The 12,305-nt window shown below is 54.4% G+C and carries 12 protein-coding genes; 3 read left to right on the top strand and 9 right to left on the bottom strand.

Features of this window, described 5'->3' with window-relative positions:
* Positions 1 to 30 precede the first annotated feature (30 nt).
* The 6 genes from lepB to rpoE form a co-directional block, all read right to left on the bottom strand.
* The gene (gene lepB, locus K6958_RS15315) at positions 31 to 1,005 is read right to left on the bottom strand and encodes a signal peptidase I (RefSeq protein ID WP_249891935.1); all 975 of its coding nucleotides are present in this window, start codon (positions 1,003 to 1,005) and stop codon (positions 31 to 33) included.
* 9 nt (positions 1,006 to 1,014) lie between these two features.
* Positions 1,015 to 2,814 carry a translation elongation factor 4 gene (gene lepA / locus K6958_RS15320; RefSeq protein ID WP_249891936.1) on the bottom strand — a complete coding sequence of 600 codons (1,800 nt, stop codon included), beginning with the start codon at positions 2,812 to 2,814 and terminating at the stop codon, positions 1,015 to 1,017.
* 237 nt (positions 2,815 to 3,051) lie between these two features.
* Positions 3,052 to 3,519, bottom strand: coding sequence for a SoxR-reducing system protein RseC (rseC, locus tag K6958_RS15325; protein ID WP_249891937.1), 468 nt, complete (start codon positions 3,517 to 3,519; stop codon positions 3,052 to 3,054).
* Positions 3,516 to 4,472 (bottom strand): sigma-E factor regulatory protein RseB, encoded by a 957-nt coding sequence (rseB, locus tag K6958_RS15330; protein ID WP_249891938.1) that lies wholly within the window; start codon positions 4,470 to 4,472, stop codon positions 3,516 to 3,518. Before rseB ends, rseC begins: the two co-directional genes overlap by 4 nt.
* Complete coding sequence (gene rseA, locus K6958_RS15335) at positions 4,472 to 5,122, bottom strand: anti-sigma-E factor RseA (RefSeq protein WP_249891939.1); 651 nt, start codon at positions 5,120 to 5,122, stop codon at positions 4,472 to 4,474. The genes rseB and rseA overlap by 1 nt, the downstream gene beginning before the upstream one ends.
* 30 nt (positions 5,123 to 5,152) lie before the next feature.
* Positions 5,153 to 5,728: an RNA polymerase sigma factor RpoE gene (rpoE, locus tag K6958_RS15340; protein ID WP_103060111.1), complete on the bottom strand. Its 576-nt coding sequence runs from the start codon at positions 5,726 to 5,728 to the stop codon at positions 5,153 to 5,155.
* Positions 5,729 to 6,201: 473 nt separating this feature from the next.
* Between rpoE and nadB the strand changes: the two genes are divergently transcribed.
* Complete coding sequence (nadB, locus tag K6958_RS15345; protein ID WP_249891940.1) at positions 6,202 to 7,821, top strand: L-aspartate oxidase; 1,620 nt, start codon at positions 6,202 to 6,204, stop codon at positions 7,819 to 7,821.
* On the opposite strand, the gene trmN is transcribed toward nadB, so the two are convergent.
* The gene (trmN, locus tag K6958_RS15350) at positions 7,806 to 8,543 is read right to left on the bottom strand and encodes a tRNA(1)(Val) (adenine(37)-N(6))-methyltransferase TrmN (RefSeq protein ID WP_249891941.1); all 738 of its coding nucleotides are present in this window, start codon (positions 8,541 to 8,543) and stop codon (positions 7,806 to 7,808) included. The genes nadB and trmN overlap by 16 nt on opposite strands.
* Positions 8,544 to 8,675: 132 nt before the next feature.
* On the opposite strand from trmN, the gene srmB reads away from it, so the two are divergent.
* Entirely contained in the window at positions 8,676 to 10,019 is a 1,344-nt protein-coding gene (gene srmB, locus K6958_RS15355) for an ATP-dependent RNA helicase SrmB (protein WP_249891942.1), read from the top strand.
* 225 nt (positions 10,020 to 10,244) lie between these two features.
* On the opposite strand, the gene grcA is transcribed toward srmB, so the two are convergent.
* On the bottom strand, positions 10,245 to 10,628 hold the full coding sequence (grcA, locus tag K6958_RS15360) for an autonomous glycyl radical cofactor GrcA (protein WP_249891943.1): 384 nt from the start codon (positions 10,626 to 10,628) through the stop codon (positions 10,245 to 10,247).
* 274 nt (positions 10,629 to 10,902) lie between these two features.
* On the opposite strand from grcA, the gene ung reads away from it, so the two are divergent.
* Positions 10,903 to 11,580: a uracil-DNA glycosylase gene (ung, locus tag K6958_RS15365; RefSeq protein WP_249891944.1), complete on the top strand. Its 678-nt coding sequence runs from the start codon at positions 10,903 to 10,905 to the stop codon at positions 11,578 to 11,580.
* Between the two features lie 44 nt (positions 11,581 to 11,624).
* Here ung and grpE read toward each other — a convergent pair whose 3' ends face one another.
* Positions 11,625 to 12,218, bottom strand: a complete 594-nt coding sequence (gene grpE / locus K6958_RS15370; protein WP_249891945.1) for a nucleotide exchange factor GrpE — start codon at positions 12,216 to 12,218, stop codon at positions 11,625 to 11,627.
* Positions 12,219 to 12,305 lie beyond the last annotated feature (87 nt).

The following is a 12,305-nucleotide window of genomic DNA, read 5'->3' on the forward strand; positions in this document are numbered from 1 at the left end:
GGGAAGCCATCCGTTTTACTCACGACAACCTTAGTGGATGCCGCCAATACGACTCAGGCGAACGCCAGTTGGCCATTCACCTTCCTGTTTTTCAAAGCTCATCCAGATAGCGGTCGCTTTGCCAACCAGGTTTTTCTCCGGTACGAATCCCCAGTAACGGCTGTCAGCGCTGTTATCCCGGTTATCGCCCATCATAAAATAGTGACCTGCGGGTACAACCCAGCTCGCCTGCGGCTGTCCCGGCTGCTGATAATACATGCTGGCCTGACTTTGCGCTTCTGTTACCAACAAAATATTGTGGGTTACGTCACCCAATGTTTCTTTGCGGGCAGCCAGACGCAGACCGCCGGGCATGGTTTCACCCTGCGGCACCTGCCAGAAACCGTTACCGGATTCATTACCATCGAAGCCGCTGAAGGTCTGGATAAAGTTGCTGGGCGCCACGTCCGAATAGGTGATCGGCAGCGCTTTATCGCACGCTTTACCGCTGCCGCAGGCCGGATTAACCGTCAGCGTTTTGTTCAGCGCATCATAGGTCACGCGATCGCCAGGCAGGCCGATCACGCGCTTGATGTAATCCAGGCTCGGATCTTTAGGATATTTAAACACGGCGATATCGCCGCGCTTTGGATGACCAGTCGGGATCAGGGTCGTCTGGGTAATCGGATCTTTGATACCGTAGGCAAATTTCTCTACCACGATAAAATCGCCAATCAGCAGCGTCGGCATCATCGAACCAGACGGGATCTGGAAGGGCTCGTAAATAAACGAGCGCACCACAAATACCACCGCCAGCACCGGAAACACCGAGGCTGCCGTTTCCACCCAGCCGGGCTGCTTCGCCACTTTCGCCAGCGTTTTATCATCTAACGAACTGCCGGTTTGCGCCTGAGCCTGAGCCTGCTGCGCACGGCGGGCCGGCGCCCACTTGAACCTGTCGATACACCAGATAATGCCGGTCACCAGCGTTGCGATCGCCAGAATCAGGGCAAACATGTTAGCCATCAGATATCCTTATTTACTGTCTTTGCCCACGTGCAGAATGGCCAGGAACGCTTCCTGCGGCAGTTCGACGTTACCGACCTGCTTCATGCGTTTCTTACCTTCTTTCTGCTTCTGCAACAGCTTTTTCTTACGGCTTACGTCGCCGCCGTAACATTTGGCGATAACGTTTTTACGCAGCTGTTTCACTGTCGAACGGGCGATAATGTGGTTACCGATCGCCGCCTGAATAGCAATATCAAACTGCTGACGCGGGATCAGATCTTTCATTTTTTCTACCAGCTCGCGACCACGATACTGCGAGTTGTCACGGTGGGTAATCAGCGCCAGCGCATCAACGCGCTCGGCGTTGATTAATACGTCAACGCGCACCATGTCAGACGCCTGGAAACGTTTGAAGTTATAATCCAGCGACGCGTAACCGCGTGAGGTGGATTTCAGGCGGTCAAAGAAGTCCAGCACCACTTCCGCCATCGGAATTTCATAGGTCAGCGCAACCTGATTGCCGTGGTAAACCATATTGGTTTGCACGCCACGTTTTTCCACGCACAGGGTAATCACGTTGCCCAGATATTCCTGTGGCATCAGCATATGACATTCGGCGATCGGCTCGCGCAGCTCGCTAATATTGTTTAACGGCGGCAGCTTGGAAGGGCTATCGACATAGACGATATCGCCGCTGGTGGTTTCCACCTCGTAGACTACGGTCGGCGCGGTGGTAATCAGGTCGAGATCGTATTCACGCTCCAGACGCTCCTGAATGATCTCCATATGCAGCAGGCCAAGGAAGCCGCAGCGAAAACCAAAGCCCAGCGCCGTTGAGCTTTCTGGCTCATAGAACAGCGAGGCGTCGTTCAGGCTCAGTTTGCCCAGCGCATCGCGGAAGGCTTCATAATCATCTGAGCTGATCGGGAACAGACCGGCGTAAACCTGCGGCTTCACTTTCTTAAAGCCAGGCAGCGCTTTATCCGCCGAGTGTTTGGCGCCGGTTAAGGTATCGCCGACCGGCGCGCCAAGGATATCTTTGATGGCGCAAACCAGCCAGCCTACTTCACCGCAGTTCAGCGTGTCGCGATCGACCTGCTTCGGGGTAAAGATACCCAGACGATCGGCGTTATACACCTGCCCGGTGCTCATCACCTTAATTTTTTCGCCCTTGCGCAGCGTACCGTTTTTGATACGCACCAGCGATACCACGCCCAGATAGTTATCAAACCAGGAGTCGATGATCAGCGCCTGCAGCGGGCCGTTCGGATCGCCTTCCGGCGGCGGAATATCACGCACCAGACGTTCCAGCACTTCTGGCACGCCAACGCCGGTTTTCGCCGAGCAGCGTACCGCGTCGGTAGCGTCGATGCCGACGATATCTTCAATTTCCTGCGCCGCGCGATCGGGATCGGCCGCCGGCAGGTCAATTTTGTTCAGTACCGGCACCACTTCCAGATCCATTTCAATGGCGGTATAGCAGTTAGCCAGCGTTTGCGCTTCCACGCCCTGCCCTGCATCAACCACCAGCAGCGCACCTTCACAGGCGGCAAGAGAACGCGAGACCTCATAGGAGAAGTCGACGTGGCCTGGGGTGTCGATAAAATTGAGCTGGTAAGTTTCACCGTCTTGCGCTTTGTAATCGAGCGTCACGCTCTGCGCTTTGATGGTGATGCCGCGTTCACGCTCCAGATCCATTGAGTCCAGAACCTGCGCAGCCATTTCACGATCGGTTAAGCCGCCGCAAATCTGAATCAAACGATCTGATAAGGTCGATTTGCCGTGGTCAATGTGCGCGATGATCGAAAAGTTTCTTATATGCTTCATTATGGAGGTTATTCTGCCTTACAAATGCTGAAACTCTCGCGATACAACCTCAGGAGAGCGTGGAATATCACAGGCGAAGACGGCCCGAATGGCGCATTGTACACGACATATCAGGGTGGTGGAATCATCGCGCCGGGAGATAAAGCAAGGAAAACGGGATGATAGCGTATTTGCCATAAGGGAGGGGCAAAAAAGCGCGAAACATTAGCCGAACGAGACGCATCGTCCGGCTGATATTTAGTGAGATTCTTGCTCAACCCGCAACACATCGGGCGGCAGCATAATATTCAAAATCACCGGCTGAAAAGCCTCGCCTTCGCCAAAGCGCATCGAAACGCCTTTGGCGACGATAAAGCCGCCAATGCCGCCCAAGAGCGCGCCGCAGGCCGCAGCCAGATCGGTATGAAACAGCATCTGAAACAGCCCGGCCAGCAGGAACAGCCCCAGCAGCGGCGTCATATAGACCAGCAGCGCGGAGCTTAACAGACTGCTCTCGCGAATGCCCAATTCAACCCGCTGACCGGGCTGCAGCGGCGTAGCGCTGGCAATCTGCATGACGTGCGCGTTTTTCGGCCCCAGCTTGTTAAGCATGGCGCTGCCGCATCCTTTGCGCGCGGAGCAGCTGTTACAGGTGGTTTTCACTTCCGAGTGGAGCGTGGCGATGCCGTCCTGCCACGCAACCACGGTGGCCCATTCTCTCATCATCGTTGTGTACCTAAGCTGATACTGTCGGCGATACGCTTCGCCGTAGAGGGCGGCAGTTCGCCAACAATAGTAATTTCACTGTTGTTGTGGGTGGCAGTTTGCACCGTGCGGCGGCCGGTGCGCAACAGCTGCGTCGTGCTGTTTTTGTCTGCCGGGCTGACGTTAATGGAAAAACTAAACAGTCCGTCTGAATAGAACCTTGATTCTACAGGCTTATTAAGCGCAGGCAGCGCGCGGCGGCTCTGCGCCACTTCTTTCATGCCAGCGGGCAACCAGGTCGGTCGCCAGCCAAAGGAGACTTTTTGCGCCTCCGGCACCGAGAGCGACGGCGGCAGATTGGCCTTCTCCAGCCCCTGCATTAAATTGCGCACGCCTTCATCAACGGCGAAGCTGACCACGCGATATTGCTCCAGCGTTTCGCCATCGCGATCGAGCAGATCAATACGCAACGGCAGCTTGGTTTCGCTATCCAGCCAGACAATATAGCTGTAACGCGTACCGTCACGCGCCACGATGCGCACCACTTCGCACAGCTGATCGGCAATGCGCGTGCGCCCGACCGGCACGAAATCATAGCTGGTGGTTAAGTGTTTAAAATCGGCATAAACCAAAGAGGGCAGCGCATCAACAATATGCGAGCCGGGCAGCGAAAAAGGCTCCAGTCCCGGTTCAAAATAGCTGATATCTTTGCCACGCTGAATCACTTCCCGGCGCGGTCCATCCATCTGCAACAGCTGCGCGTATGTCTTGTTATCGATTATCGCATGACGATAGCGTAACGATTCAATACCCAGCCGGGAGACATTGATGTAGGCGAGTTCATAATTGAGAGATTGGCTAGCCTGTTCCATCTGTTGCAACAACGCCCCGGATGCAGTTTCCTGCGCCGGGGCGATGGACGAATAAAACAGGCCGCCAGCCATAAGGCTAACGGCACACCAGAGCTGCTTCATTACTGCTGCTGTATTCCTAACGACTGATTTCCTGGAACCTGAACCTGCGCCTGCTGCGGGCCATTCGCATCGAACTGCATCTGCTCAGTATGCAAACGACGCTGCAGTTCGTAATCCTGCAGCATAGCGTTTACCCGACGGCGCTGCTCTTGCACTTGCTGGCTGGCGCTGTTGGTATCGAAGCTGTCAGACGGCACGCCCAGGCTAACCGGTGACGCCTTGCCCATCATCGGCAGCGTATTAAATACCGGCGCTTCAGACCCCTGCCCGGTATCCTGCGGCTGGTTATAATGCTGCACGCCGACAATCACCGCCAGAGAGACACAGGCCGCTACGCCAACCTGGGTAAGTTGCGCCGCCCAGGGACGCATTTTTTTCCAGAAAGGCATTTTTTCCCAGCGCGCGGGCTCAGGCTGCGCTTCCGGGATCAGCGTTGCAACATTACGCGCGGGTTCCTGTTCGATAGCGGCGGCAACGCGCGCTGCGATATCAAAATGCACGGTTTCGCCCACGTCGCCACGCAACGTATCGCGGATAAGATGATAGCTTTCCCATCTTTGTTGCAGTGTAGCGTCTTTAGACAATGCGGAAATCACTTCGTTGTCCAAAGTTTCGCCATCCATTAAAGCGGAAAGTTTTTCTTTCTGCATGCCTTAGTACCCTTCCTGTATCCGTTATTTCTAACGTTGGATAAGTGGTTGAACTTTGTTATCGATGGCCTCTCGTGCGCGAAAAATACGCGAGCGGACGGTGCCGACCGGACAATCCATGATGGCGGCTATCTCTTCATAGCTTAAACCATCCAGCTCCCGCAGCGTGATCGCCATACGCAAATCTTCCGGGAGCGACTCAATGGTGCGGAACACTATCTGTTTCAATTCATCAGACAACATTAAGTTCTCAGGGTTCGATATTTCTTTCAGCGCCCCGGCGCTTTCAAAATTTTCGGCCTCCATCGCGTCTACATCGCTGGACGGCGGACGGCGCCCCTGAGCAACCAGATAGTTTTTCGCAGTGTTAACGGCAATACGGTACAACCAGGTATAAAACGCGCTATCGCCACGGAACGAGTCCAGTGCACGATAAGCTTTAATAAAAGATTCTTGTACCACATCGGGTACATCGCCTGACGGTACGTAGCGCGAAACCAGGCTCGCCACTTTATGCTGGTAACGTACAACCAGTAAATTGAATGACTTCTGATCTCCTTTCTGTACCCGCTCAACGAGAATCTGATCCGTTAATTGCTCGCTCATCCGAGGTAATGTCTCCCCAAATCATTCTCCACGCGTAAATGAACCACCCACAGTCACTCAACTTTATGAGCAAGCCCTCGTTAGAGCTTCTCATAAGACAAGAGTTCAGTTACGCCACTTTTTTGTTACGTCACCGGGTACTTTTACCTAACAAATATTTAATTATGCTGAGAAAGCCTACGGCGCCGACCTGTTTTTCATCATTAACCGGCTATCTGACGTAAGCCGCAGAGTACCCGATGCGCATGACATTTTCATCCTTAACGCATAATTATTGCGCCTTGTTCGCCATAATAAACAATCCATTATGGAAACGCGTATTTCGGCGGCTTTTCCGCACAAAAACGCGCACGGTCAAGGCAGAAGCTGACATTACCTTGCCTCAGATCGTGCTTTAGTCGGGTTTAAGCCCTTTTTTATTGCGCTTTTTGCGCTTATGCTCAGGCGACCACTTGTTTAGTAAAATAAACACTATGAGCGATATTTCCGATTATCAGTGCGACGTTTTGATTATAGGCAGCGGCGCGGCAGGCCTGTCACTGGCGCTGCGGCTGGCAGAGACGCAACAGGTTACCCTGTTAAGTAAAGGGCCGGTGAGCGAAGGCTCCAGCCTCTATGCGCAGGGCGGCATTGCCGCCGTTTTTGATGAGATGGATAGCATTGCGTCCCACGTTGAGGATACGCTGATTGCCGGTGCCGGGCTGTGCGATCGCGATGCGGTAGATTTTATTGCCAGCAATGCACGCCACTGCGTGGAGTGGCTGATCAAACACGGCGTCGCTTTCGATAAGGAAACCCAGCCTGACGGCGAGGAGCGCTATCACCTCACGCGCGAAGGCGGCCACAGCCATCGCCGCATTTTACACAGCGCGGACGCCACCGGACGCGAAGTGGTGACGACGCTGGTTAGTCAGGTGCTCAGCCATCGCAATATTCGTATCCTGGAGCGCACCAACGCCGTTGATCTTATTCTCTCCGATCGATTAGGCATGCCGGGCCCCCGCCGCGTGCTGGGCGCCTGGATTTGGAACCGTAATCGCGAGCAGGTGGAAACCTGTAGCGCGCGTGCCGTGGTGCTGGCCACCGGCGGCGCGGCGAAAGTTTACCAGTACACCACCAATCCTGATGTCGCCTCCGGCGATGGGGTGGCGATGGCCTGGCGGGCGGGCTGCCGCGTGGCCAATATGGAATTTAATCAGTTCCATCCCACCTGCCTTTATCATCCGCAGGCGCGCAATTTTCTGTTAACCGAGGCGCTGCGCGGCGAAGGCGCATATTTGCGTCGTCCTGACGGCAGCCGCTTTATGCCCGATTTTGATTCGCGCGCCGAGCTGGCACCACGCGATATCGTGGCGCGCGCGATCGATCATGAGATGAAACGGCTTGGCGCCGAGTGTATGTATCTGGATATCAGTCACCAGCCCGCAGAGTTTATTCGCGCGCACTTTCCGATGATTGATGAAAAGCTGCGCTCGCTGGGATTCGATCTCACTCGCGAGCCGATACCGATCGTGCCGGCGGCGCATTACACCTGCGGCGGCGTGATGGTGGACCACCATGGCCGCACCGATCTGGACGGGCTCTACGCCATCGGCGAAGTCAGCTATACCGGTTTGCACGGCGCGAACCGTATGGCGTCAAACTCGCTACTGGAATGCCTGGTATATGGCTGGTCCGCCGCGGAGGAGATGGCGCGCACGCTGCCGCACGTTAAGCGTATCGATACGCTGCCCGCCTGGGATGAAAGCCGGGTGGATGATTCAGACGAACGCGTCGTGATTCAGCACAACTGGCATGAGCTGCGGCTGTTTATGTGGGATTACGTCGGCATTGTGCGCACCACCAAACGCCTGGAGCGCGCCAGCCGCCGCATTGCTCTACTCCAGCAGGAGATAGAGGAGTATTATCGCCACTTCCGCATCTCCAACAATCTATTGGAGTTGCGTAACCTGGCGCAGGTGGCGGAACTGATTATCCGGAGCGCCATGCAGCGTAAAGAGAGCCGTGGACTGCACTTTACCCTCGACTATCCTGCGATGCTGCCGGAATCAGGCCCAACGATCCTGATCCCGCCCGCTTACATAAACAGATAGAAGTCCTGGGTCAGGCTACAAAAAGCCGGTGAATAGCGCTGGTCTGGCCCGCGGATCACCATCCGCTCCTGTAACAGCTCTCCCGCCGCCGGCGAAAACCCCAGCAGCACGCGATGCGGTAACCGCGTGCTGTTTTCCGCCACGTCGTTACGAAAACGCAGATGCCAGCCGCGCGCCTGCGCCATGCTGACGAAACGGTTTCCCTCTTCTTCCGGCAGCACCAGGCAGAAGAAGCCCTCTTCGCCAATCAGCATTTCCGCGCTCTGCAGTAAACTTTCATGGTTCAGCGTATGGGTGGCACGCGCCTTATCACGCGCGGAGGTGGCACAGGCCGGGCCCGGCGTATAATAAGGCGGATTACTGACAATCAGTGGATAGCGCTGCTCCTGACGCGCCGCCCACGTCAGAATATCCGCCTGATGGATATGAATACGCTGCGGCCAGGGCGACCCGGCGACATTTTCAGCCGCCTGCGCCGCCGCCTCGCCATCCAGCTCCACCGCATCGATTTCCACCTTATCAGCGGTGCGCTGCGCCAGCATTAACGCCAGCAGACCGCTGCCGCTGCCAATATCCAGCACGCGTGTCGCCTGCGCTACCGGCGCCCAGGCGCCAAGCAAAATGCTGTCGGTACCCACTTTCATCGCACAACGGTCGTGCGCGATAAAAAAGCGTTTAAAAGTAAAGCCGTTGCCACGTAACGGACGTTTTGATTGCGACATAATCAGGACCAAAGACAAAAACGGTGCCAGCATAGGGGAAATAAGAGAGGGTTAAAAGCGATAAACTGCCGACAAACAGATGAAGATCGTCGCCAATCTGTCTATAATCAGCGCCCCAAACTGAGGTAGAACATGACCGCAACCACATTCTCCGAACTCGAACTTGACGAAAGCCTGCTGGATGCCCTGCAGGACAAAGGCTTTTCCCGCCCTACCGCTATTCAGGCAGAAGCGATTCCCCCTGCGCTGGATGGTCGCGACGTGTTGGGTTCAGCACCAACCGGGACCGGGAAAACGGCGGCTTATCTTTTGCCCGCGCTGCAACACTTGCTGGACTTCCCGCGTAAAAAATCGGGCCCGCCACGGGTTTTGATCCTGACGCCGACGCGTGAGCTGGCGATGCAGGTTGCCGATCAGGCGCAGGAACTGGCTAAGCATACTCAGCTGGACATCGCCACGATTACTGGCGGCGTGGCCTATATGAACCATGCTGAAGTGTTCAGCGAAAACCAGGACATCGTGGTAGCCACCACGGGACGCCTGCTGCAATACATTAAAGAAGAGAATTTCGACTGCCGCGCCGTAGAAATCCTGATCCTTGATGAAGCGGATCGCATGCTGGACATGGGTTTTGCGCAGGATATCGAAACCATCGCTGCGGAAACCCGCTGGCGTAAGCAGACCATGCTGTTCTCCGCGACGCTGGAAGGCGACGGTATTAAAGATTTCGCCGAGCGCCTGCTTAATGAGCCGGTAGAGATCGATTCCGATCCTTCTCGTCGTGAACGTAAAAAGATCCAACAGTGGTATTACCGCGCCGATGATGTCGCGCATAAGACCAAGCTGCTGGTGCACCTGCTGCAACAGCCAGAGGCCACCCGCTCTATCGTCTTTGTGCGTAAGCGTGAGCGGGTGCATGAGCTGGTTGGCTGGCTGCGTGAAGCCGGTATCCAGGCCAGCTATCTGGAAGGCGAGATGGTGCAGGCCAAGCGTAACGAAGCGCTGAAGCGTCTGATGGACGGTCGGGTTAACGTGCTGGTGGCGACCGACGTGGCCGCGCGCGGCATCGATGTGGATGATGTCAGTCACGTATTTAACTTTGATCTGCCGCGTACGGCGGATGTCTATCTGCACCGTATTGGCCGTACCGGTCGTGCGGGCCGTAAAGGCACCGCGCTGTCACTGGTAGAAGCGCACGATTATCTGCTGCTGGAAAAAATCAGCCGCTATATTAGCGAGCCGTTGAAAGCGCGGACCATCGATGAGCTGCGTCCAACCACGCGCGCACCCAGCCAGAAACTAAACGGCAAGCCATCGAAGAAAGTCCTGGCGAAGCGTAAAGAAAAAGAGAAGAAGAAAGAAGAAGAGAAGAAGCCACGCGTTAAGGTGCGTCATCGCGACCGGAAAAATATCGGTAAGCGCCGTAAACCAGCCGCCGCTAACGGCAACGACAGCAATAAAGAAAGTGCTGAATAATTGCACCACGCAACAAAAAACCGCCGATAAACGGCGGTTTTTTTTCAGGTTGAATCAGGGAATAGGGTCCTGTGCGTCACTTTTAACGCTAACCTGCCAAAAACTTTTCATTCTTAGCGTCGCCGCACGTTAAATGTATGTACTGCGCTGTTTTTTATTCTTTTTCCCCAAACCCGGCGTGTTGTTTTTTACACCACGTCAATAACCTTCTTTCGCCTTTTTTGCTTACAGGCTTTCAGTAAAGGTACGAGTAATTACATCACGCTGCTGTTCTGGAGTAAGTGAGTTAAAACGTACGGCATAACCTGATACGCGAATCGTCAGCTGTGGATATTTTTCCGGATGCTTAACCGCATCTTCCAGCGTTTCACGACGCAGCACGTTAACATTCAGATGCTGACCGCCTTCAACCCGCACCTGCGGTTTCATTTCCAGCGGCACTTCGCGATACTCGAACTGACCGAGGTCGCTTACCGGAACGATTTGATCTTCAGTGTAATCACCTTTAGCGCATACACAACGCGCCTCGGCTTTCTCATCATCCAGCAGCCAGAAAGAGTTAAGCAGCGCGCTGTTATTGGTTTTAGTAATTTGGATACCTGTAATCATATTTGCCTCCCAGGCGTAATGACGCCAACGCCGTTGACAGCGTTAGATTTGCGTTTAAAAAACATCCGTCTGTTTATATACCAACGCATCGCCCGGGCAACTTTGATGCAGGTCAATTATTTCCCTACGGTTAATCATGGTGTTGGGCTAAATTTTTGTTTTAAATCAATTTTCCCAAATAAATTAATTTTGTAAATTTTCAATTTATTTTGGGGGTTGCTCATGCGCGCAGAGTCGCTACTCTGATGTTTTACCTGGAAGAAGAGAGAACGTCATGGATAAAGCACCAACCTGGCATGATGTGCTGGCAACGGAAAAAGAGCAGCCTTACTTTATTGAAACGTTAAAGCTGGTGGCGCAAGAGCGCGCGGCAGGCGTCACGGTCTATCCGCCGAAAGAAGATGTCTTTAACGCCTTTCGCCTGACAGAGTTAAGCGATGTGAAAGTGGTGATTTTAGGACAGGACCCTTATCACGGCCCAAATCAGGCGCACGGCCTGGCGTTTAGCGTAAGGCCTGGCGTGGCGGTGCCGCCTTCGCTGATGAATATGTATAAAGAGCTGGAGCAGGATATTCCTGGCTTTACGCGCCCGAATCATGGCTTTTTAGAGAGCTGGGCAAAACAAGGCGTGCTGCTATTGAATACGGTATTAACCGTTGAGGCGGGTAAAGCGCATTCTCATGCGCGCTTTGGCTGGGAAACCTTTACCGATCGGGTGATCAGCGTGATTAACGAGCAGCGTGAAAACGTGGTGTTTTTGCTGTGGGGATCGCATGCGCAGAAAAAAGGCAGCATTATCGATACGCAACGGCATCATGTACTGAAGGCGCCGCACCCCTCCCCGCTTTCTGCCCATCGCGGATTCTTTGGCTGTAAACACTTTTCGCGTACCAATGAGATCCTCGCGCAGCAGGGCGATGCGCCGATTGACTGGACGCCGCATCTTCCCTGATACCGCGCGCAGCGCCGTGACCTTAAGCCACGGCGCAGGCAGCATTAGCCTTTGGCTTTTGCGACGGCAACCATCGCCGGGCGCAGCAGACGACCATTCAGGGTATAACCGCGCTGCATCACCATCATCACGTGGTTCGGCGCGACCTCGTCCGATTCCATCATTGACATCGCCTGATGAACGTCAGGATTAAACGGCACGTTGGTTTCGCCTACCACCTCAACGCCGAATTTACGTACCGCCGCCAGCAGGGACTTCAGCGTCAGTTCGATACCTTCGATCATCGCGCTCAGTTCCGGATTGGTTTTGTCCGCCACTTCCAGCGCGCGCTCAAGGCTATCGATCACCGGCAGCAGCTCATTAGCGAATTTTTCCAGCGCAAATTTATGCGCCTTTTCGACATCCAGCTCGGTACGACGGCGGATATTTTCAATCTCGGCCTGCGCACGCAGCTGCGCGTCACGGACGCCGTTTTGTAATCCGGCCAGTTGCTCTTCAAGCTGAGCAATACGTTCATCACGCGGATCCACCACTTCTGCTTCAGACTCTGCCGTCTCCGCGCTCTCGTTTTGCTGCTGTTCCATTTCAATCTCGTCTGAGACTTGCTCGTTTGGTGCTTTCTGATCTTTACTACTCATGAATTTCTCCGCGTTTTGCACATTCATCTCGCTGGTTCGCTTATTATGGGGATCAGATTAATGGTTTCAAGGGAACCAGTCACAATG

The sequence above is a fragment of the Mixta hanseatica genome (assembly GCF_023517775.1).
Classification (GTDB): Bacteria; Pseudomonadota; Gammaproteobacteria; order Enterobacterales; family Enterobacteriaceae; genus Mixta; species Mixta hanseatica.

What these genes read in the sequence shown, in the direction of transcription:
- lepB (WP_249891935.1), bottom strand. Translation starts at nt 1,005, where the DNA reads ATGGCTAACATGTTTGCCCTGATTCTGGCGATCGCAACGCTGGTGACC.
- lepA (WP_249891936.1), bottom strand. Translation starts at nt 2,814, where the DNA reads ATGAAGCATATAAGAAACTTTTCGATCATCGCGCACATTGACCACGGC.
- rseC (WP_249891937.1), bottom strand. Translation starts at nt 3,519, where the DNA reads ATGATGAGAGAATGGGCCACCGTGGTTGCGTGGCAGGACGGCATCGCC.
- rseB (WP_249891938.1), bottom strand. Translation starts at nt 4,472, where the DNA reads ATGAAGCAGCTCTGGTGTGCCGTTAGCCTTATGGCTGGCGGCCTGTTT.
- rseA (WP_249891939.1), bottom strand. Translation starts at nt 5,122, where the DNA reads ATGCAGAAAGAAAAACTTTCCGCTTTAATGGATGGCGAAACTTTGGAC.
- rpoE (WP_103060111.1), bottom strand. Translation starts at nt 5,728, where the DNA reads ATGAGCGAGCAATTAACGGATCAGATTCTCGTTGAGCGGGTACAGAAA.
- nadB (WP_249891940.1), top strand. Translation starts at nt 6,202, where the DNA reads ATGAGCGATATTTCCGATTATCAGTGCGACGTTTTGATTATAGGCAGC.
- trmN (WP_249891941.1), bottom strand. Translation starts at nt 8,543, where the DNA reads ATGTCGCAATCAAAACGTCCGTTACGTGGCAACGGCTTTACTTTTAAA.
- srmB (WP_249891942.1), top strand. Translation starts at nt 8,676, where the DNA reads ATGACCGCAACCACATTCTCCGAACTCGAACTTGACGAAAGCCTGCTG.
- grcA (WP_249891943.1), bottom strand. Translation starts at nt 10,628, where the DNA reads ATGATTACAGGTATCCAAATTACTAAAACCAATAACAGCGCGCTGCTT.
- ung (WP_249891944.1), top strand. Translation starts at nt 10,903, where the DNA reads ATGGATAAAGCACCAACCTGGCATGATGTGCTGGCAACGGAAAAAGAG.
- grpE (WP_249891945.1), bottom strand. Translation starts at nt 12,218, where the DNA reads ATGAGTAGTAAAGATCAGAAAGCACCAAACGAGCAAGTCTCAGACGAG.